Here is a 21,472-nt window from a genome sequence, read left to right on the forward strand (position 1 = left end):
GTCGCCTTCGTGCTTTCTGTCTATATAAAAGAAGCGCTGAGGCTTCAGGCTTTGGCGGTGACCACCATCTTTTTGGCGTGGGCCAGGGACTCTTTGGTCAGGTCGATGCCGCCGAGCATCCGCGCAACTTCCTCGATCCTTTCGCTCTTGCCCAGCTTGGATACTGCTGTATGTGTCGCATCGCTGCCTCGTACCTTGTGCACGAACAGGTGCTGGTGCCCTTGGGCGGCGACCTGAGGCAAGTGAGTCACAGTCAGCACCTGGCCGCGTTCGCCGAGACGGCGCAGCAACTGGCCGACGATCTCCGCTGTCGGTCCGCCAATCCCCACGTCGACTTCATCGAACACCAGAGTGGGAACCCGCGAGGTCTGCGCGGTAATGACCTGGATCGCCAGGCTGATACGGGACAGCTCGCCGCCGGAGGCAACTTTTGCCAGGGCCTTGAGCGGCTGACCGGGGTTGGCGCTGACCAACAGTTCAACCTGCTCCAGGCCATTGGGTAGCAGCTCATCGCTGGTGTTGGCGCGAAGCTCGATGGTGAAACGCCCTCCAGGCATACCCAGGCGCTGAATTTCCATCTCTACTGCACTGGCCAGGCCGGTCGCAGCTTGCTGGCGCAGTTGGCTGAGCTCCAAGGCTTTTTCATGGTAATGCCTGGCGAAGGACTGCAGCTCTTCGCCGAGCTGCTCGATGGACTCATCGTTTGCGTCAAGGGTCTCGATCTCATCTAGCAGGGTTTGCTGCATGGCTGCGAGTTCGAAGGGCTGGATGCGGTGCTTGCGTGCCAAGGTATAGATGGCGTCGAGGCGTTCTTCGAGTTGTTGCAAGCGTGCCGGGTCTGCGTCGAAGTGATCGAGGAAGCGGTTTAGTTCGCCCACGGCCTCTTCAACCTGGATTTGTGCGCTGGCCAGCAGATTGGTGGCCTCACCCAGCGAGCCCGATGAATTGCCAATACTGGACAGACGGTTGAGGCTGACGGTCAGCGCGTTGAGGACATTGCCGGAATCACTTTCGCTGCATTGCTCCACCACCTGTCGGCAAATACCCAGCAGGGTTTCAGCGTTGGTCAGGTTCTTGTGTTCCTGCTCCAGTTCCTCGAGTTCGTTCTCCCCCAGGCCGAGGTTCTCCAGCTCCTCGAGCTGATAGCTGAGCAGTTGGTGACGAGCTCGTTGTTCATCGCCGGAGTTGGACAGGCGTTCCAGTTCCTGGCGTGTCTGGCGCCAGCGCTGGGCGGCCAGCTGCACCTGGCGGGCGAGATCGGTGGCGCCGGCGTATTCATCCAGCAGGCGCCGATGGGTATCGGTCTTGAGCAGTGACTGGTGCTCGTGCTGGCTGTGGATGTCGATCAGCAGTTCGCCTAGGGCCTTGAGGTCTCCGAGCGGGCAGGGCGTACCGTTGATATAGCCGCGGGAGCGTCCTTCGGCGGTGATCACCCGGCGTAGTATGCACGGCCCGTCGTTATCCAGATCGCGCTCGGCCAGCCAACTGTGGGCCTCGGGAATGTCCGACAGGTCGAAGGTGGCAAGGATGTCGGCCTTGTCGGCGCCGGGTCGTACCACGCCACTGTCGGCGCGATCGCCCAGGGTCAGGCCGAGCGCGTCGAGCATGATCGACTTGCCGGCGCCGGTTTCGCCGGTAATGACGCTCATTCCGCGATCCAGTTCCAGATCCAGGTGTTCGACGATGGCGTAATTGTGTACGGACAGGTGCACCAGCATTAAGGCCGCTCCCAAACTAGATGTCTGGTTATTTATACAGTGTTTTGTTTCGGGCTGACAATGCTTTCCCTTAGCTCGATTTGCTTGGTCATTCTGGCTTTTTAGTGCCTCGGGAGTGCCCGCGTACAGGATTTATCCGGTCGGAACAACTTTTGCTGTGGCTGCGGGCTTGAACCCTGAAAATGCGACCCCATATAGCTGTGCAGAAGAGTGAGCCTGGCTCACAGACGATATTGAAAGGAGAATTTCATGGCTGACGAACAGACGCTGGATACGCAAAATCTAGACGCCAATCAGGCCCCCGAGGCTTCGGGTGAAGACCTGGTGGCTCGTGTACAAGTGCTCGAAGAGCAACTGGCTGGTGCGCAGGATCAGGCTTTGCGTGTTGCGGCCGATCTGCAAAACGTCCGCCGCCGCGCCGAGCAGGATGTGGAAAAGGCTCACAAATTTGCTCTCGAGAAGTTCGCCGGTGACCTGTTGCCGGTGATCGATAGCCTGGAGCGTGGCCTGGAACTGTCCAATCCGGACGACGAAAGCATTCGCCCAATGCGTGAAGGTATCGAACTGACCTTGAAGATGTTCCACGACACCCTCAAGCGTTATCAGTTGGAAGCCATCGATCCTCACGGCGAACCGTTCAACGCTGAACAGCATCAGGCCATGGCCATGCAGGAAAGCGCGGATGTAGAACCCAATAGTGTTCTCAAAGTGTTCCAGAAGGGGTACCAGCTCAATGGTCGCCTGCTGCGCCCGGCTATGGTCGTGGTCAGCAAGGCGCCTGCACCGGTTTCGCCTTCGATTGACGAAAAGGCTTGAAAACGGCTGTAGAGCCCCCATCTAACAGTCAAGCGTTTAAGTGCTACCGCAGTTTGCCACCACAACTGCGGCATCCAAATCCAAAGTTTCGGGAGAGTTAACATGGGCAAAATTATCGGTATTGACTTGGGGACCACCAACTCGTGCGTCTCCATTCTTGAAAACGGCAACGTAAAAGTTATCGAAAACGCTGAAGGCGCGCGTACCACGCCGTCGATCATCGCTTATGCCAACGATGGCGAGATTCTGGTAGGTCAGTCGGCCAAGCGTCAGGCTGTTACCAACCCGCACAACACCCTGTACGCAGTTAAGCGTCTGATCGGTCGTCGTTTCGACGAAGAAGTTGTGCAGAAAGACATTCAGATGGTCCCTTACAAGATCGTCAAGGCTGACAACAACGACGCCTGGGTTGAAGTGAACGGCCAGAAAATGGCTCCGCCACAGATTTCGGCTGAAATCCTTAAAAAGATGAAGAAGACCGCCGAAGACTACCTCGGCGAAGCAGTGACCGAAGCGGTCATTACTGTTCCGGCCTACTTCAACGACAGCCAGCGTCAGGCCACCAAGGACGCCGGTCGTATCGCTGGTCTGGACGTCAAGCGCATCATCAACGAACCAACCGCAGCCGCTCTGGCTTATGGCATGGACAAGGCCAAGGGCGATCACACCGTGATCGTTTATGACCTGGGTGGCGGTACGTTTGACGTTTCCGTGATCGAGATCGCTGAAGTCGACGGTGAGCATCAGTTCGAAGTACTGGCCACCAACGGTGACACCTTCCTGGGTGGTGAGGACTTCGATATCCGTCTGATCGACTACCTGGTTGATGAGTTCAAGAAAGAAAGCGGCATGAACCTCAAGGGTGACCCGCTGGCCATGCAGCGTCTGAAAGAAGCTGCCGAAAAAGCCAAGATCGAGCTGTCCTCGAGCCAGCAGACCGACGTCAACCTGCCGTACATCACAGCAGATGCCACTGGTCCTAAGCACCTGAACGTGAAGATCTCCCGCGCCAAGCTGGAATCTCTGGTTGAAGACCTGGTTCAGCGCACCATCGAGCCATGCCGCATCGCTCTGAAGGACGCCGGTATCGACGTTGGCGCGATCAACGACGTGATCCTGGTCGGCGGCCAGACTCGTATGCCGCTGGTACAGAAAGCCGTAACCGACTTCTTCGGTAAAGAAGCTCGTAAGGACGTCAACCCGGACGAAGCGGTTGCCATGGGTGCGGCGATCCAGGGTGCGGTTCTGGCCGGTGACGTGAAAGACGTACTGCTGCTGGACGTTAGCCCGCTGACCCTGGGTATCGAAACCATGGGTGGCGTGATGACCGCGCTGATCGAGAAAAACACCACGATTCCTACCAAGAAATCCCAGGTGTTCTCGACTGCCGATGACAACCAGGGCGCCGTGACCATTCACGTACTGCAGGGCGAGCGTAAGCAAGCCGCGCAGAACAAGTCCCTGGGCAAGTTCGACCTGACCGACATTCCACCTGCTCCACGTGGCGTGCCGCAGATCGAAGTGACCTTCGACATCGACGCCAACGGCATCCTGCACGTAGGTGCGAAGGACAAGGCTACTGGTAAGACTCAGTCGATCGTGATCAAGGCCAACTCCGGCCTGTCGGATGAAGAAATCCAGCAGATGATCCGTGACGCTGAAGCCAACTCGGAAGAGGATCGCAAGTTCGAAGAGCTGGCCACTGCCCGTAACCAGGGTGACGCGCTGGTGCACTCGACTCGCAAGATGGTGGCTGACGCCGGCGACAAAGTGACTGCGGAAGAGAAGACCGCGATTGAAGCTGCCGTGGTTGCTCTGGAAGCCGCTGTCAAAGGCGACGACAAGGCTGCCATCGACGCCAAGGTCGAAGAGCTGTCGAAAGTCTCGGCCCCGGTTGCCCAGAAGATGTACGCCGAACAGGCTCAGCCTGCTGAGGGTGCAGCACCGCACGCTGAGTCTGCTGAAAAAGCCGACGACGTCGTCGATGCCGAGTTCGAAGAAGTAAAAGACCACAAGTAATGGCTTGTTGGTCGGCCGGTTGACTGCCTTTGGGCGGTGACTGGTAGGATGTCGCCGCGCGGGAGCTTGCTCCCGCGTTGGCGTGTCTGGAGTCAGCGAATTTTGATGGTGTGCAACTTCCGTTTGTGCGCTGGCGGTCGGGTCGGAGAAGCTCCTGCTTTCCGGCTGCGATGACCGCAATGATCGACCTGCAACCAGGTCGTCTATCCAAGACCAGGATCGTTGAATTGACGTGAGTTGGGTCCGGGCCTGTATTGGGGCTCAGCGAGTTTGGCAGAGCTCAGGAGGGTTTGCCGGGCGTCCTTAAGAGTGCAAAGACTTATGGCAAAGCGTGACTATTACGAAGTATTGGGTGTGGAGCGTGGCTCCAGCGAAGCGGAGCTGAAAAAGGCTTACCGTCGCCTGGCGATGAAGCATCACCCGGATCGTAATCCCGGCGACAAAGCGTCGGAAGACATGTTCAAGGAGGCCAACGAGGCCTACGAAGTGCTGTCCGACTCCAGTAAGCGCGCAGCTTATGACCAGTATGGTCATGCCGGTGTCGATCCGAGCATGGGTGGTGGTGGCGCCGGTTTTGGTGGTCAGAACTTCTCCGATATCTTCGGTGATGTGTTCAGTGATTTCTTCGGTGGCGGTCGCGGCGGTTCTCGCGGTGGCGCGCAGCGCGGTAGCGATCTGCGTTACACCCTGGAGCTGAATCTGGAAGAGGCGGTGCGGGGCACCACGGTTAACATCCGTGTGCCAACACTGGTCAATTGCAAGCCGTGCGATGGTTCGGGTGCCAAGAAGGGCTCGTCGCCTGTCACTTGCCCGACTTGCGGTGGTATTGGTCAGGTGCGCATGCAGCAGGGCTTCTTCTCGGTGCAGCAGACCTGCCCGCGTTGCCATGGTCAGGGCAAGATCATTTCCGATCCGTGCGATTCGTGCCACGGCGAAGGCCGCGTCGAAGAGTACAAGACGCTGTCGGTAAAAGTGCCGGCAGGTGTCGATACGGGTGACCGTATCCGTCTGTCCGGTGAGGGTGAGGCGGGAACCCAGGGTGGTCCGACTGGTGACTTGTATGTGGTGATCAATGTGCGCGAGCACTCGATCTTCCAGCGTGACGGCAAGCACCTGTTCTGCGAAGTGCCTATCAGCTTTGTTGATGCGGCCTTGGGCGGCGAGCTGGAGATTCCGACTCTGGATGGTCGGGTCAAGCTGAAGATTCCTGAGGGGACTCAGACCGGCAAGCAGTTCCGGATTCGTGGCAAGGGCGTTGCTCCGGTGCGTGGCGGCGGTGCTGGCGATCTGATGTGTCGGGTTGCGGTGGAAACGCCAGTGAACCTGAGTCGTCGTCAGCGCGAGCTGCTGGAAGAGTTGCGCGGTTCGCTGGATGGCGACAATTCGCACTCGCCGAAAACCACGGGTTGGTTCGAGGGCGTCAAGCGCTTCTTCGGCGATCTGTAAGGAGTAATGCATGCGACGTATAGCAGTGATGGGCGCCGCGGGGCGCATGGGCAAGACTTTGGTCGAGGCTGTGCAGCTGCGCTCGCCGCTCTCTGGGTTGACGGCGGCGATCGTTCGTCCTGGCAGTTCGCTGGTGGGTGCGGATGCAGGTGAGCTGGCGTCCCTGGGGCGTCTTGGCGTGTCGATGTCCGATAGCCTGGAGAAGGTTGTCGATGAGTTTGATGTGCTGATCGATTTCACCTTGCCGGAAGTGATGCTCAAGAACCTGGCCTTCTGCCGTAAGGCGGGCAAGGCCATGGTGATTGGTACTACGGGTTTGGGCGCCAAGGAAAAGCAATTGCTGGCCGAGGCGGGCAAGGATATTCCCATCGTCTTCGCTGCCAACTTCAGTGTCGGGGTGAACCTTTCGCTGAAGCTGCTGGATATGGCGGCTCGGGTGCTGGGTGATGATGCGGACATCGAAATCATCGAGGCTCATCACCGTCACAAGATCGATGCGCCTTCGGGTACTGCCCTGCGCATGGGTGAGGTGATTGCCAATGCCTTGGGGCGCGACCTGCAACAGGTTGCGGTCTATGGTCGCGAGGGGCATACCGGTGCGCGTGAGCGCGAAACTATCGGTTTCGCCACTGTGCGTGGTGGTGATGTGGTGGGGGATCACACTGTGCTGTTTGCCACTGAGGGCGAGCGCCTGGAAATCACCCACAAGGCCTCCAGTCGCATGACCTTCGCCAAGGGGGCGGTACGTGCTGCCCTGTGGCTGGATGGTCGCGAGGCCGGTCTTTACGACATGCAGGATGTGCTGGATTTGCGTTGAGATGCATCTGAAGTGGGGTTGAGGCTGTCCTTCAGCCCCGCTTCGCACCGCTAGGCGATGTTCTGTCGCATTCCTCTGCCTTTAGGGCTCATTAGCGGTGGACCGAAAAAGCCTTTTTCTGTAAGCTACAGCTTTAGTGTGTCCACTAAAAGCGCGCAGATAATTCGACGAAGAAGCGGGGTGACGTGTCTATACGTCATTCCGCTTTTTTGCAACCTGCGATCGCCCTTTCAGGCTCTATTTACGGGAGGTCTTCTTGACTAAGCCAGCCATACTCGCCCTTGCTGATGGCAGCATTTTTCGCGGCGAAGCCATTGGAGCCGACGGTCAAACCGTTGGTGAGGTGGTGTTCAACACCGCAATGACCGGCTATCAGGAAATCCTTACCGATCCTTCCTACGCCCAACAGATCGTTACCCTGACCTATCCCCACATCGGCAACACCGGCACCACGCCGGAAGACGCCGAGTCCGACCGCGTCTGGTCGGCTGGCCTGGTTATCCGTGACTTGCCGCTGGTGGCCAGCAACTGGCGTAACACCCTGTCCCTGTCCGATTACCTGAAAGCCAACAACGTCGTGGCGATCGCCGGTATCGACACCCGTCGCCTGACCCGCATCCTGCGTGAAAAAGGTGCTCAGAACGGCTGCATCATGGCCGGCGACAACATCTCCGAAGAAGCGGCGATTGCAGCAGCGCGCGGCTTCCCGGGCCTGAAAGGCATGGACCTGGCGAAAGTCGTCAGCACCAAGCAAAGCTACGAATGGCGTTCGACTGTCTGGGATCTGAAAACCGACAGCCACGCCACCATCGAAGCCGCCGATCTGCCGTACCACGTGGTTGCCTATGACTTCGGGGTCAAGCTGAACATCCTGCGCATGCTGGTGGAGCGCGGCTGCCGCGTGACCGTTGTGCCTGCTCAGACCCCGGCGAGCGACGTCCTGGCCCTCAAGCCGGATGGCGTGTTCCTGTCCAACGGTCCTGGCGACCCCGAGCCTTGCGACTACGCGATCAAGGCCATCAAGGAAATCCTCGAGACCGAGATTCCGGTGTTCGGCATCTGCCTGGGTCACCAATTGCTGGCCCTGGCTTCCGGCGCCAAGACCCTGAAAATGGGCCACGGCCACCACGGTGCCAACCACCCGGTCCAGGACCTGGACACCGGCGTGGTCATGATCACCAGCCAGAACCACGGTTTTGCGGTGGATGAAGCCACGCTGCCGGGTAACGTCCGGGCGATCCACAAGTCGCTGTTCGACGGCACCCTGCAGGGTATCGAGCGTACCGACAAGAGCGCGTTCAGCTTCCAGGGCCACCCTGAAGCCAGCCCGGGCCCGAACGATGTGGCGCCGCTGTTCGACCGCTTCATCAACGAGATGGCCAAGCGACGCTAAGCGCTCGCCTTGAAAATGTAGCGAGCAGCGCTTGAGGGCGGCCCCGGCGAGTCCGGCGGAATCCCCTCAGGCGCCTCAGAGAATGTTCAAGACGGCTTGCCGACTGACCTGCGGATTTGAGTGACAACCCATGCCAAAACGTACAGACATTAAAAGCATCCTGATTCTTGGCGCTGGCCCGATCGTGATCGGCCAGGCCTGCGAATTCGACTACTCCGGCGCCCAGGCCTGCAAGGCCCTGCGCGAAGAGGGTTACCGGGTCATCCTGGTGAACTCCAACCCGGCCACCATCATGACCGACCCGGCCATGGCCGACGCCACCTACATCGAGCCGATCAAGTGGCAGACCGTTGCCAAGATCATCGAGAAAGAGCGTCCGGATGCGCTGCTGCCAACCATGGGCGGCCAGACGGCTCTGAACTGCGCTCTGGACCTGGAGCGCGAAGGCGTTCTGGAGAAGTTCGGCGTAGAGATGATCGGTGCCAATGCCGACACCATCGACAAGGCTGAAGACCGTTCGCGCTTCGACGCCGCCATGAAGTCCATCGGCCTGGCGTGCCCACGTTCCGGTATCGCTCACAGCATGGAAGAGGCCAATGCAGTCCTCGACAAGCTGGGCTTCCCTTGCATCATCCGTCCGTCCTTCACCATGGGCGGCACCGGTGGCGGTATTGCTTACAACCGGGAAGAGTTCGAAGAGATCTGCGCCCGCGGTCTGGACCTGTCGCCGACCAAGGAACTGTTGATCGACGAATCGCTGATCGGCTGGAAAGAGTACGAGATGGAGGTGGTCCGCGATAAGAAGGACAACTGCATCATCGTCTGCTCCATCGAAAACTTCGACCCGATGGGTGTGCACACCGGTGACTCGATCACCGTGGCTCCGGCACAAACCCTGACCGACAAGGAATACCAGATCCTGCGTAACGCCTCCCTGGCGGTACTGCGTGAGATCGGCGTGGAAACCGGCGGTTCCAACGTGCAGTTCGGCATCTGCCCGAACACTGGCCGCATGGTCGTGATCGAGATGAACCCGCGGGTGTCCCGTTCCTCGGCACTGGCGTCGAAAGCCACGGGTTTCCCAATCGCCAAGGTCGCGGCCAAGCTGGCGGTGGGTTACACCCTGGACGAGCTGTCCAACGACATCACCGGCGGCAAGACTCCAGCCTCCTTCGAGCCGTCCATCGACTACGTCGTGACCAAGCTGCCACGTTTCGCCTTCGAAAAATTCTCCAAGGCTGACGCGCGCCTGACCACCCAGATGAAGTCTGTGGGTGAAGTCATGGCCATCGGCCGGACCTTCCAGGAATCCCTGCAGAAAGCTTTGCGTGGCCTGGAAGTTGGCGTTTGCGGGCTGGATCCGAAGCTCGACCTGAGCAATCCGGAAAGCATGAACGTGCTCAAGCGCGAGCTGACCGTGCCAGGCGCCGAGCGTATCTGGTACGTGGCTGACGCCTTCCGTGCCGGCATGACCGTCGAGCAGATCTTCGGCATGAACATGATCGATCCTTGGTTCCTGGTGCAGATCGAAGATCTGATCAAGGAAGAAGAGAAGGTCAAGACATTGGGTCTGTCGGCTATCGGTCGCGACCTGATGTTCCGCTTGAAGCGCAAAGGCTTCTCCGACCAGCGTCTGGCCAAGCTGCTGGGTGTGACCGAGAAGAACCTGCGCACTCACCGTCATAAGCTGGAAGTGTTCCCGGTCTACAAGCGCGTCGACACCTGCGCCGCCGAATTCGCTACCGACACCGCGTACTTGTACTCGACTTATGAAGAAGAGTGCGAAGCCGCGCCATCGACCCGCGACAAGATCATGATCCTGGGCGGCGGTCCAAACCGTATCGGCCAAGGTATCGAGTTCGACTACTGCTGCGTACACGCTGCACTGGCGCTGCGCGATGATGGTTACGAAACCATCATGGTCAACTGCAACCCGGAAACCGTTTCCACCGACTACGACACCTCTGATCGCCTGTACTTCGAGCCAGTAACCCTGGAAGACGTGCTGGAAATAGTCCGCGTTGAGAAGCCAAAAGGCGTGATCGTTCAGTACGGCGGCCAGACGCCTCTGAAACTGGCTCGCGCCCTGGAAGCGGCCGGCGTGCCAATCATCGGCACCAGCCCAGACGCTATCGACCGTGCAGAAGACCGTGAGCGCTTCCAGCAAATGGTTGAGCGCCTGAACCTGCGTCAGCCGCCAAACGCCACCGTGCGCAGCGAAGACGAAGCGATTCGTGCCGCGACCAAGATCGGTTATCCGCTGGTGGTGCGTCCGTCCTATGTTCTGGGCGGCCGTGCGATGGAAATCGTCTACGAGGAAGAAGAGCTCAAGCGCTACCTGCGTGAAGCGGTGCAAGTGTCCAACGACAGCCCGGTGCTGCTGGACCACTTCCTCAACTGCGCCATCGAGATGGACGTGGATGCGGTCTGCGACGGTACCGACGTGGTGATCGGCGCGATCATGCAGCACATCGAGCAGGCCGGCGTTCACTCCGGTGACTCCGCGTGCTCCCTGCCGCCGTACTCGCTGCCGGCGCACATCCAGGATGAGATGCGTGAGCAGGTCAAGAAAATGGCCCTGGAGTTGGGCGTGGTTGGCTTGATGAACGTACAGTTGGCCCTGCAGGGCAATGAGATCTACGTCATTGAAGTGAACCCGCGTGCTTCCCGCACCGTGCCTTTCGTGTCCAAGTGCATTGGCGTCTCCCTGGCGATGATCGCGGCTCGTGTGATGGCTGGTAAGACCCTGAAAGAGCTGGGCTTTACCAAGGAAATCATCCCGAACTTCTACAGCGTCAAGGAAGCGGTGTTCCCGTTCGCCAAGTTCCCGGGTGTTGACCCGATCCTCGGCCCAGAGATGAAGTCCACCGGTGAAGTCATGGGTGTGGGCGATACTTTCGGTGAGGCTTTCGCCAAGGCCCAGATGGGCGCCAGCGAAGTGCTGCCGACTGGTGGTACTGCATTTATCAGTGTTCGTGACGATGACAAACCTCTGGTTGCAGGCGTGGCCCGTGATCTGATCAACTTGGGCTTCGAAGTGGTCGCTACTGCGGGCACCGCCAAGCTGATCGAGGCGGCCGGCCTGAAAGTGCGTCGTGTGAACAAGGTGACTGAAGGTCGTCCTCATGTGGTCGATATGATCAAGAACGACGAAGTCACCCTGATCATCAACACCACTGAAGGTCGTCAGTCGATTGCTGACTCTTACTCCATTCGTCGTAACGCCTTGCAGCACAAGATCTACTGCACCACCACCATTGCTGCTGGCGAAGCTATCTGCGAAGCGTTGAAGTTCGGTCCAGAAAAAACCGTGCGTCGCTTGCAGGATCTACACGCAGGATTGAAGGCATGAATAAATACCCAATGACCGTCCAGGGCGCTCGCGCCCTGGAAGAAGAGCATGCTCACCTGACCAAGGTCGTGCGTCCTAAGCTCAGCCAGGACATCGGTACGGCCCGCGAGTTGGGTGACTTGAAGGAAAACGCTGAATACCATGCTGCGCGTGAACAGCAAGGCATGGTCGAGGCTCGGATCCGTGATATCGAGGGCCGTCTGCAGAACTCGGTGGTCATCGATGTCACGACCATTCCTCATACCGGCAAGGTGATCTTTGGCACCACGGTCGAGATCGCCAACGTCGAGACTGACGAAAGCGTGACCTACCAGATCGTTGGTGAGGACGAGGCTGATATCAAACTCGGTAAAATCTCCGTCGGCTCGCCGATTGCTCGTGCCTTGATTGCCAAGGAAGAGGGTGATGTGGTAGCGGTCAAAACGCCTGGCGGTGTAATCGAGTATGAGATTGTCGAAGTCCGTCACATCTGAAAGAAGGCGCCCGCTGCATGCGGGCGCCATGCTTTGGCAACTGACCCAGATGCTGTGGGTCGGCGGCTTATGGCTGTTGCATCTCGGTTTGTTTCCCGTCCTGGGCCAGATTGGCCTTGCTCCCTTGCTGATCGAAGAGATTTCTACCCTGCTCAGTGCTTTGTTGGTGGGCTTTTCGGGGGCGTGCCTGGTTCTACAGACGCTGGTGCTGATTCAGTCCGAAGGATTGAGAAGTCTTTGGCGGGATATTCGGGGGCAACTGCTGTTGATGGCAATGTATGCGTGCGGCATGTATTTCGCCGTGCGTATTCTGTTGCCGGAAGCTCAACGCTGGCAGTTGTTCAGCTATCTGGTTCTGGGATTTTCCGGCTTGGTACTGGTATTGCAGCCGGTGCCAGGATGGGGTGGAAGGGTGCGCCAGGCACACCCTTGACCCGAGTCGACGTCAGTTGAAACGATGGACGTTCGACAATTGCTTGTTTACCTTGGCGTTCTTGCGGTAGATCAGCGCCATCTTGCCGATGACCTGCACCAGATCCGCTTTGCCGGCCTTGCACAGTTCGGCAATGGCTTCCAGGCGCGATTCGCGCTCGAGGATGTTGAGCTTGATCTTGATCAACTCGTGATCGCTCAAGGCGCGTTCAAGTTCGGCTAGCACACCTTCGGTCAAACCGTTGTCAGCCACAGTCAATACTGGTTTCAGATGGTGGCCAATGGATTTGTACTGTTTCTTCTGCTCTTGAGTGAGCGGCATAATCTGACCCCTGCGTCTGATCTTGTAAAAAGCGGCGGCCAGTTTACCCGAGCGAGTCCGGGACCGCCCAGTTAATCACGACCCGTTTTATTTTGAGGTGGCCCGTGGCCCGTTCCAAAACTAGCCATAACTGGCTGAAAGAGCACTTCAACGACCCATTCGTCAAAATGGCGCAAAAAGATGGGTACCGTTCCCGTGCCAGCTACAAACTGCTGGAGATCCAGGAAAAGGACCGCCTTATCCGTCCTGGCATGAGTGTTATCGACCTGGGGGCTGCCCCGGGGGGCTGGTCGCAGGTGACCAGTCGTCTGATTGGTGGTCAGGGGCGATTGATCGCCTCGGATATCCTGGAAATGGACAGCATCCCCGATGTGACCTTCATTCAAGGTGACTTCACCGAGGATGCGGTGCTGGCGCAGATTCTCGAAGCTGTCGGAAATTCAGAGGTTGACCTTGTGATTTCCGATATGGCCCCCAATATGAGTGGGTTAGCAGCCGTGGACATGCCTCGGGCGATGTTCCTGTGCGAATTGGCGCTGGATCTTGCGGGTAGGGTACTACGGCCAGGTGGTGATTTTCTGATCAAGATTTTCCAAGGTGAAGGTTTTGATGAGTACCACAAGAGCGTTCGGCAGATGTTCGAGAAAGTGCAGATGCGCAAACCGACATCTTCCCGTGACCGTTCTCGGGAGCAATATCTGCTGGGGCGGGGCTTTCGTGGTCGCAGCGAGTAAGTAAGGTTTTTGACTGGGGTGATAGGATTTTCGTATTTCGCCCCGTCAGATTAAACGCATATTGTGTAGTCTAAGTTTCACATAGGGTTACAGACAGCGCCTGCCAGAGCTGTAGGTAATGTAGTAAGTTAGGCCGGTGAATATCATGCGAAGCGCGCGCCAGTAGCGGCGCTTGCTTCAGAGGGTAGTTAATTGAACGACATGGCAAAGAATCTGATCCTTTGGTTGATCATCGCTGCCGTCCTTGTGACGGTGATGAACAACTTCTCCAGCCCTAACGAGCCGCAAACCCTCAACTACTCCGACTTCATCCAGCAAGTTAAGGATGGCAAGGTCGAGCGCGTAGCTGTTGATGGCTACGTTATTACCGGCAAGCGCAGCGATGGCGATACCTTCAAAACCATCCGTCCTGCCATTCAGGACAATGGTCTGATCGGCGATTTGGTGGACAACCATGTCGTGGTCGAGGGCAAGCAGCCCGAGCAACAAAGTATCTGGACCCAACTGCTGGTAGCCAGTTTCCCGATCCTGGTGATCATTGCCGTCTTCATGTTCTTCATGCGGCAAATGCAGGGTGGGGCAGGTGGCAAGGGCGGGCCGATGAGCTTTGGCAAGAGCAAGGCGCGTCTGCTCTCTGAAGATCAGGTGAAAACCACTCTGGCTGACGTTGCTGGTTGTGACGAGGCCAAAGAGGAAGTTGGCGAGCTGGTTGAATTCCTGCGTGATCCAGGCAAGTTCCAGCGCCTGGGCGGCCGTATTCCTCGCGGCGTGCTGATGGTGGGGCCACCGGGCACCGGTAAGACCTTGCTGGCCAAGGCCATTGCGGGCGAAGCCAAGGTACCGTTCTTCACTATCTCCGGTTCCGATTTCGTCGAGATGTTCGTTGGTGTTGGTGCCAGCCGTGTTCGCGACATGTTCGAACAGGCCAAGAAACATGCTCCATGCATCATTTTCATCGATGAGATCGACGCTGTCGGTCGTCACCGTGGTGCCGGCATGGGCGGCGGTCATGATGAGCGTGAGCAGACCCTCAACCAATTGCTGGTTGAGATGGACGGCTTTGAAATGAACGACGGCATCATTGTTATCGCCGCCACCAACCGTCCTGATGTGCTTGACCCAGCGCTGCTGCGGCCCGGTCGTTTCGACCGCCAGGTGGTGGTTGGTCTGCCGGATATTCGCGGCCGTGAGCAGATTCTCAAGGTCCACATGCGCAAAGTGCCAATGGGCGAAGATGTTGCTCCGGCGGTGATTGCGCGTGGTACGCCGGGCTTCTCCGGTGCCGACTTGGCAAACCTGGTGAACGAGGCCTCGCTGTTCGCGGCTCGTACCGGTAAGCGCATTGTCGAAATGAAGGAATTTGAACTGGCCAAGGACAAGATCATGATGGGCGCAGAGCGCAAATCCATGGTCATGTCCGAGAAAGAGAAGCAGAACACCGCTTATCACGAAGCTGGCCACGCCATTGTTGGTCGAGTTGTGCCTGAGCATGACCCAGTCTACAAAGTCTCGATCATTCCTCGCGGCCGGGCATTGGGCGTCACCATGTTCTTGCCGGAAGAGGATCGCTACAGCCTGTCCAAGCGAGCCCTGATCAGCCAGATCTGCTCGCTCTATGGCGGTCGTATTGCAGAAGAGATGACGCTGGGTTTTGACGGTGTGACCACCGGTGCATCCAACGACATCATGCGCGCCAGCCAGATTGCTCGGAACATGGTCACCAAGTGGGGGCTCTCCGAAAAACTCGGCCCGCTGATGTATGCGGAAGAAGAGGGCGAAGTGTTCCTGGGTCGCAGTGCAGGCAGTCAGCATGCAAGTTTGTCCGCTGAAACAGCGAAACTGATCGACTCCGAAGTGCGCAGCATCATTGATCAGTGCTATGGCACCGCCAAGCAGATCCTCACTGATAACCGCGACAAACTGGACGCCATGGCAGATGCCTTGATGAAGTACGAAACCATCGATGCTGATCAGATTGACGACATCATGGCCGGGCGTACTCCGCGTGAACCTCGTGATTGGGAGGGCGGTTCGGGTACTACTCCTCCAGTAGTGCAAAACGAACGTCCGGAAACACCCATCGGCGGCCCTGCTGCCGACCACTAAGGTTTTAAATGACTTCTGTTCCTTCCTCCACCCGGTTGCCTTGCGGCAACCGGGTTCTTGATTTGGCCCGTGCGCATGTCATGGGCATTCTCAATGTAACCCCCGATTCCTTCTCCGATGGCGGTCGCTTCAGTCAACTGGATGTCGCCTTGCGGCATGCCGAGGCCATGGTTCTTGCTGGTGCTACGCTGATCGATATCGGTGGCGAGTCGACGCGGCCGGGTGCTCGTGCGGTATCGCCCCTGGAAGAGTTGGAGCGTGTGGCTCCGGTCGTGGAGCGAATTAATCGCGAGCTGGATGTGGTTATTTCCGTTGATACCTCGACGCCGGCCGTCATGCGTGAAACTGCTCGCCTGGGAGCGGGGTTGATCAATGATGTGCGCGCACTGCGCCGTGATGGTGCCCTGGATGCGGCGGCCGCTACTGGTTTGCCTGTATGTCTGATGCATATGCTCGGTGAGCCTGGCGATATGCAAGACAACCCGCATTACCAGGATGTCACTCGGGAAGTGAGTGAGTTTTTGGTTGAGCGGATGGCGGCGTGTGCGTCGGTGGGGATCGAGGCTGGGCGGATTGTTCTTGATCCGGGCTTTGGTTTTGCCAAGACCCTGCAGCACAACTTGAGTCTGTTCAAGCATATGGAGGCCTTGCATGCCCTTGGGCGTCCCCTGCTGGTCGGGGTGTCGCGCAAAAGCATGATTGGCCAGTCCCTGAATCGGCCTGTAGCCGAGCGATTGCACGGTAGCCTGGCACTGGCGGCACTGGCGGTGACCAAGGGCGCGAAGATTATCCGCGTCCATGATGTCGCCGAAACGGTGGATGTGGTGCGAATGATTGCGGCAGTGGAATCCGCTGAATAAGAACGATGGAGTACTTATGACTAAGAAATATTTTGGCACCGACGGCATTCGTGGTCGTGTGGGCGAATACCCTATTACTCCAGACTTCATGCTCAAGCTCGGCTGGGCGGCGGGCATGGCTTTCCGCAGCATGGGGGCTTGCCGTGTGCTGGTAGGTAAGGACACGCGTATCTCTGGCTACATGTTCGAATCGGCTCTCGAGGCAGGGCTATCTGCTGCCGGTGCAGATGTCATGCTGTTGGGGCCGATGCCAACTCCGGCTATCGCCTATCTGACGCGCACCTTCCATGCGGAGGCCGGGATTGTCATCAGTGCTTCGCACAATCCCCATGATGACAACGGCATCAAGTTCTTCTCGGGTGAGGGCACCAAGTTGCCTGACGAGGTGGAGTTGATGATCGAGGAGTTACTGGATGCGCCCATGACCGTGGTGGAGTCGAGCAAGCTCGGCAAGGTGTCGCGGATCAACGATGCATCGGGGCGCTATATCGAGTTCTGCAAGAGCAGCGTGCCATCAAGCACCAGTTTTGCAGGCTTGAAGATCGTCCTGGACTGCGCTCATGGCGCCACCTACAAGGTCGCGCCGAGTGTATTCCGCGAGTTGGGTGCGCAAGTCACGGTTCTATCTGCGCAGCCTAATGGCTTGAACATCAACGAGAACTGCGGTTCGACTCATATGTCGCAACTGCAGGCGGCGGTCCTGGCTGAGCACGCGGATCTGGGTATTGCCTTTGATGGCGACGGTGACCGGGTGCTGATGGTCGACCAGACCGGTGCAATTGTTGACGGTGATGAGCTGCTGTTCATCATCGCCCGGGACCTGCATGAGCGTGACAAGTTGCAAGGCGGTGTAGTCGGGACGCTTATGAGCAATCTGGGGCTGGAGCTGGCTCTGGCGGATCTGGGTATTCCTTTTGTCCGGGCCAACGTAGGTGATCGTTATGTGATTGCTGAGCTGCTTGAGCGCAACTGGTTGGTGGGTGGAGAGAATTCCGGCCATATCGTGTGCTTCCGCCACGCGACCACCGGTGATGCGATCATCGCTGCGCTACAGGTGCTGATGGCGCTCAAGGCGCGTGGTGAAAGTCTGGCGCAATCACGCCAAGGGCTGCGCAAATGCCCTCAAGTGCTGGTCAATGTCCGTTTTGGTGGTGGCGAGAGCCCGGTTGAGCATCCTGCTGTGAAAGAGGCTTGCGAGCGCGTTACGACCGCTATGGCGGGGCGTGGTCGGGTTCTGCTGCGCAAGTCCGGTACTGAGCCGCTGGTGCGTGTCATGGTCGAAGGTGACGATGAAGCACAGGTTCGCGCTTATGCTGATGAGCTGGCAAAACTGGTTGCTGAAGTTTCTGCCTGATTTCGGCTTGCCAGTGTTGTTTTGGTTGGGTAACATCTGCGCCCACTTTGACCGACGAGGTACAGCATGCGTCGCCCTATGGTAGCTGGTAACTGGAAGATGCACGGTACCCGCGCCAGCGTCGCTGAGCTGATCAACGGCCTTCGTCATCTGGCCTTGCCAAGCGGTGTTGATGTCGCGGTATTCCCGCCTTGCTTGTATATCAATCAAGTGATTGATGGCTTGAAAGGCAAGTCGATTCAGGTCGGCGCGCAGAACTCTGCGGTGGAGTCCATGCAAGGTGCGTTGACGGGCGAAATCGCCCCGAGTCAATTGGTGGACGCAGGTTGTTCCTTGGTGCTGGTTGGGCACTCTGAGCGCCGCATGATAATGGGCGAGCGGGACGCGACGCTTAACCGCAAGTTCGCGGCAGCACAGGCTTGTGGCCTGAAGCCGATTCTGTGTGTGGGGGAGACCCTCGAGCAGCGCGAAGCGGGGAAGACTCTGGAAGTTGTCGGGCGTCAGCTGGGCAGCATCATTGAAGAGTTGGGTGTTGGCGCATTCGCCAGTGCTGTTATCGCTTACGAGCCGGTCTGGGCCATTGGTACCGGGCTGACTGCAACACCGCAACAGGCGCAGGATGTGCACGCAGCCATTCGCGCGCAGTTGGCGGCAGAGAATTCTGAGGTGGCACGAGGAGTGCGGCTTCTATACGGCGGCAGCGTGAAGGCGGCCAATGCGGTCGAACTGTTCGGCATGCCGGATATCGATGGGGGGCTCATTGGTGGAGCTTCCCTGAATGCAGATGAGTTCGGTGCGATCTGTCGCGCCGCGGGAAACTGAAAAAATGCTGGAAACAGTCGTAGTCGTTTTTCATCTGCTGGGTGCCCTGGGCGTAGTTGCTCTGGTTTTGCTGCAGCAGGGTAAAGGTGCGGATGCTGGCGCGTCTTTCGGTGCAGGTGCTTCAAATACTGTGTTCGGAAGCCAAGGTTCCTCTACCTTTCTTAGTAAGTTTACTGCTATACTTGCCGCCGGTTTCTTCATAACCAGCTTGGGGTTAGGTTACTTTGCTAAAGAGAAAGCTCATCAGCTGACTCAAGTAGGTTTGCCAGATCCAGCAGTACTTGAAGTACCAAAGCAAAAACCGGCTTCTGATGATGTCCCGGTGCTCCAAGAGCAAAAGTCGGCCAATAGTGCGACTGACGTACCTCCAGCTCCAGAGCAGAAGTAAGAAGAGTTTCACGCAGTAACGTAGTCTATGCCGAGGTGGTGGAATTGGTAGACACGCAACCTTGAGGTGGTTGTGCCCATAGGGTGTAGGGGTTCGAGTCCCCTTCTCGGTACCAATTGTCAGGAGAGCCCGCGGTTGCGGGCTTTCTTGTAGGTGGAAGGTTACATTGACCCAAAAAGGGATCAGTCGTATACTTCCGCCCCAGCTTTGTCGCGGGGTGGAGCAGTCTGGTAGCTCGTCGGGCTCATAACCCGAAGGTCGTCGGTTCAAATCCGGCCCCCGCAACCAGTTTTAGCGGAGCCCCTTTTCAGGGGCTTTTTGTTAGCTGGACACTTTATAACGCCGCTATTCAACGGCGTTTCCGGGATGGGCGCTTCGCCCATTTTTTATTTGCACAAGCATGCACGAGGGGGTTCAGGTGTCGAGCAAGCTAGAACAGTTGCAGGCCTTGTTGGCCCCGGTGGTCGTGGCCCTTGGCTATGAATGCTGGGGTATTGAGTTTTCGGCTCAGGGTCGCCACTCATTGTTGCGCGTTTATATCGATAAAGAAGGCGGCGTGCTGGTGGACGATTGCGCCATCGTCAGCCGTCAGATCAGCGGTGTTCTCGACGTAGAAGATCCGATTTCCGTTGAATACACCCTTGAGGTTTCCTCTCCTGGCATGGAACGCCCACTGTTCACCCTTGAACAGTTCGCCAAGTATGTCGGTGAGCAAGTGAAGATCAAGCTGCGCTCGCCTTTCGAAGGTCGGCGTAATTTTCAGGGCCTTCTCCGCGGGGTGGAGGAGCAGGACGTCGTGGTGCAGGTGGATGATCACGAGTTTCTGTTGCCGATCGATATGATCGACAAGGCCAACATTATTCCCAGTTTTGACTGAGACGCGGATCCCGCGGATCCAATGGCTTGCGAAAGGCGAGGCGTACGATGAGCAAAGAAGTACTGCTGGTTGTTGAGTCGGTATCCAATGAAAAGGGTGTACCGGCAAGCGTGATTTTTGAAGCGCTGGAGCTGGCCCTGGCCACTGCTACCAAAAAGCGTTTTGAAGACGAAGTGGACCTGCGTGTGGAAATCAATCGCCACACCGGTTCCTATGAAACTTTCCGTCGCTGGACGGTGGTTGAAGAAGCCGATCTGGATGATCCAGCGGTCGAGACCTGGTTGAGCAAGGCTCGTGAAACCCATCCCGACGCCAAAGTCGGTGATGTGATCGAAGAGAAAATCGAATCCATCGAGTTCGGCCGCATCGCTGCCCAGACAGCCAAGCAGGTCATTGTGCAGAAAGTTCGCGAAGCCGAGCGCGCACAGGTGGTTGATGCATATCGCGAGCGCCTGGGAGAAATCATCTCCGGCACCGTGAAAAAAGTGACACGTGACAACGTGATCGTTGACCTGGGTAACAACGCTGAAGCGTTGCTGGCCCGTGAAGACATCATCTCCCGTGAGACTTTCCGGGTTGGCGTGCGCCTGCGTGCGCTGCTCAAGGAAATCCGCACCGAGAATCGCGGCCCGCAGCTGATCCTGTCGCGTACCGCACCGGAAATGCTGATCGAGCTGTTCCGTATCGAAGTGCCGGAAATTGCCGAAGGCCTGATCGAAGTCATGGCCGCCTCCCGTGATCCGGGTTCGCGCGCCAAGATCGCAGTCCGCTCCAAAGACAAACGCATCGACCCGCAGGGCGCGTGCATTGGTATGCGCGGTTCGCGCGTCCAGGCCGTATCCGGTGAGTTGGGCGGCGAGCGCGTGGACATCGTCCTGTGGGACGAGAACCCGGCGCAGTTCGTGATCAATGCCATGTCGCCGGCTGAGGTCGCGGCAATTATCGTTGACGAAGATGCCCATGCCATGGACATCGCCGTTGGCGCAGACAATCTGGCTCAGGCCATCGGTCGCGGTGGTCAGAACGTGCGTCTGGCCAGCCAATTGACTGGCTGGACCCTGAACGTGATGACCGAATCGGACATCCAGGCCAAGCAGCAAGCAGAAACCGGCGACATCCTGCGCAACTTCATCGACGAGCTGGAAGTTGATGAAGAACTGGCACAGGTTCTGGTTGATGAAGGCTTCACCAGCCTGGAAGAGATTGCCTACGTACCGTTGGAAGAAATGCTCAACATCGACGGCTTTGACGAAGACATCGTCAACGAGCTTCGCGCTCGGGCCAAGGATCGCTTGTTGACTAAAGCCATCGCTACTGAGGAAAAGCTGGCAGACGCCCATCCGGCCGAAGACCTGCTCTCGCTTGAGGGTATGGACAAGGATTTGGCGATGGAACTGGCGGTGCGCGGCGTAATTACCCGCGAAGACCTGGCCGAGCAGTCTATTGACGACCTGCTCGACATCGACGGCATTGACGATGATCGTGCCGGCAAGTTGATCATGGCCGCCCGAGCCCACTGGTTCGAGTAATTAGGCGCGGCCTG

Annotated in this window: 18 protein-coding genes and 2 tRNA genes; 18 read left to right on the forward strand and 2 right to left on the reverse strand. The window is 57.9% G+C overall.

Annotation, left to right across the window (positions count from 1 at the left end; all coding sequences use genetic code 11):
• Nucleotides 1–44 precede the first annotated feature (44 nt).
• Complete coding sequence (gene recN, locus PQT43_RS00380; protein ID WP_272753381.1) at nucleotides 45–1,718, reverse strand: DNA repair protein RecN; 1,674 nt, start codon at nucleotides 1,716–1,718, stop codon at nucleotides 45–47.
• Between the two features lie 249 nt (nucleotides 1,719–1,967).
• Between recN and grpE the strand changes: the two genes are divergently transcribed.
• The 8 genes from grpE (at nucleotide 1,968) to PQT43_RS00420 (ending at nucleotide 12,467) form a co-directional block, all read left to right on the forward strand.
• Entirely contained in the window at nucleotides 1,968–2,534 is a 567-nt protein-coding gene (grpE, locus tag PQT43_RS00385) for a nucleotide exchange factor GrpE (protein WP_170001172.1), read from the forward strand.
• A 102-nt stretch (nucleotides 2,535–2,636) separates the two neighbouring features.
• Nucleotides 2,637–4,553: a molecular chaperone DnaK gene (gene dnaK, locus PQT43_RS00390; protein WP_102861076.1), complete on the forward strand. Its 1,917-nt coding sequence runs from the start codon at nucleotides 2,637–2,639 to the stop codon at nucleotides 4,551–4,553.
• A 321-nt stretch (nucleotides 4,554–4,874) separates the two neighbouring features.
• Nucleotides 4,875–5,999, forward strand: coding sequence for a molecular chaperone DnaJ (dnaJ, locus tag PQT43_RS00395; RefSeq protein WP_102861077.1), 1,125 nt, complete (start codon nucleotides 4,875–4,877; stop codon nucleotides 5,997–5,999).
• 10 nt (nucleotides 6,000–6,009) lie between these two features.
• Nucleotides 6,010–6,816, forward strand: a complete 807-nt coding sequence (gene dapB / locus PQT43_RS00400; RefSeq protein WP_102878327.1) for a 4-hydroxy-tetrahydrodipicolinate reductase — start codon at nucleotides 6,010–6,012, stop codon at nucleotides 6,814–6,816.
• 256 nt (nucleotides 6,817–7,072) lie between these two features.
• On the forward strand, nucleotides 7,073–8,209 hold the full coding sequence (carA, locus tag PQT43_RS00405) for a glutamine-hydrolyzing carbamoyl-phosphate synthase small subunit (RefSeq protein WP_110595985.1): 1,137 nt from the start codon (nucleotides 7,073–7,075) through the stop codon (nucleotides 8,207–8,209).
• 130 nt (nucleotides 8,210–8,339) lie between these two features.
• A complete protein-coding gene (gene carB / locus PQT43_RS00410; protein WP_102878329.1) occupies nucleotides 8,340–11,561 on the forward strand; it encodes a carbamoyl-phosphate synthase large subunit in 3,222 nt (1,073 codons plus the stop codon).
• Complete coding sequence (greA, locus tag PQT43_RS00415) at nucleotides 11,558–12,034, forward strand: transcription elongation factor GreA (protein ID WP_011059193.1); 477 nt, start codon at nucleotides 11,558–11,560, stop codon at nucleotides 12,032–12,034. The genes carB and greA overlap by 4 nt, the downstream gene beginning before the upstream one ends.
• A gap of 28 nt (nucleotides 12,035–12,062) precedes the next feature.
• A complete protein-coding gene (locus PQT43_RS00420) occupies nucleotides 12,063–12,467 on the forward strand; it encodes an MFS transporter (protein WP_102878330.1) in 405 nt (134 codons plus the stop codon).
• Nucleotides 12,468–12,479: 12 nt separating this feature from the next.
• On the opposite strand, the gene PQT43_RS00425 is transcribed toward PQT43_RS00420, so the two are convergent.
• Nucleotides 12,480–12,788: a YhbY family RNA-binding protein gene (locus PQT43_RS00425; RefSeq protein WP_102861082.1), complete on the reverse strand. Its 309-nt coding sequence runs from the start codon at nucleotides 12,786–12,788 to the stop codon at nucleotides 12,480–12,482.
• Nucleotides 12,789–12,892: 104 nt separating this feature from the next.
• Between PQT43_RS00425 and rlmE the strand changes: the two genes are divergently transcribed.
• The 10 genes from rlmE to nusA all read left to right on the forward strand — a co-directional run bounded on the left by rlmE (nucleotide 12,893) and on the right by nusA (nucleotide 21,458).
• Nucleotides 12,893–13,522, forward strand: coding sequence for a 23S rRNA (uridine(2552)-2'-O)-methyltransferase RlmE (gene rlmE / locus PQT43_RS00430; RefSeq protein ID WP_047283886.1), 630 nt, complete (start codon nucleotides 12,893–12,895; stop codon nucleotides 13,520–13,522).
• A 201-nt stretch (nucleotides 13,523–13,723) separates the two neighbouring features.
• Nucleotides 13,724–15,628: an ATP-dependent zinc metalloprotease FtsH gene (gene ftsH, locus PQT43_RS00435; protein ID WP_102861083.1), complete on the forward strand. Its 1,905-nt coding sequence runs from the start codon at nucleotides 13,724–13,726 to the stop codon at nucleotides 15,626–15,628.
• Nucleotides 15,629–15,636: 8 nt separating this feature from the next.
• Nucleotides 15,637–16,488 carry a dihydropteroate synthase gene (gene folP / locus PQT43_RS00440; protein ID WP_110653077.1) on the forward strand — a complete coding sequence of 284 codons (852 nt, stop codon included), beginning with the start codon at nucleotides 15,637–15,639 and terminating at the stop codon, nucleotides 16,486–16,488.
• Between the two features lie 16 nt (nucleotides 16,489–16,504).
• The gene (glmM, locus tag PQT43_RS00445) at nucleotides 16,505–17,842 is read left to right on the forward strand and encodes a phosphoglucosamine mutase (protein ID WP_102861085.1); all 1,338 of its coding nucleotides are present in this window, start codon (nucleotides 16,505–16,507) and stop codon (nucleotides 17,840–17,842) included.
• 66 nt (nucleotides 17,843–17,908) lie between these two features.
• Complete coding sequence (gene tpiA / locus PQT43_RS00450; protein ID WP_102861086.1) at nucleotides 17,909–18,664, forward strand: triose-phosphate isomerase; 756 nt, start codon at nucleotides 17,909–17,911, stop codon at nucleotides 18,662–18,664.
• Nucleotides 18,665–18,668: 4 nt separating this feature from the next.
• A complete protein-coding gene (gene secG, locus PQT43_RS00455) occupies nucleotides 18,669–19,052 on the forward strand; it encodes a preprotein translocase subunit SecG (RefSeq protein ID WP_015634120.1) in 384 nt (127 codons plus the stop codon).
• A gap of 29 nt (nucleotides 19,053–19,081) precedes the next feature.
• Nucleotides 19,082–19,167, forward strand: a tRNA-Leu gene (locus PQT43_RS00460).
• 96 nt (nucleotides 19,168–19,263) lie between these two features.
• Nucleotides 19,264–19,340 (forward strand) — tRNA-Met (locus tag PQT43_RS00465).
• A gap of 130 nt (nucleotides 19,341–19,470) precedes the next feature.
• A complete protein-coding gene (gene rimP, locus PQT43_RS00470) occupies nucleotides 19,471–19,929 on the forward strand; it encodes a ribosome maturation factor RimP (RefSeq protein WP_041120545.1) in 459 nt (152 codons plus the stop codon).
• Between the two features lie 47 nt (nucleotides 19,930–19,976).
• Nucleotides 19,977–21,458: a transcription termination factor NusA gene (gene nusA / locus PQT43_RS00475; protein WP_011059201.1), complete on the forward strand. Its 1,482-nt coding sequence runs from the start codon at nucleotides 19,977–19,979 to the stop codon at nucleotides 21,456–21,458.
• Nucleotides 21,459–21,472 lie beyond the last annotated feature (14 nt).

It is taken from the genome of Pseudomonas sp. BLCC-B112 (assembly GCF_028550695.1).
GTDB classification, from domain to species: domain Bacteria; phylum Pseudomonadota; class Gammaproteobacteria; order Pseudomonadales; family Pseudomonadaceae; genus Aquipseudomonas; species Aquipseudomonas danubii.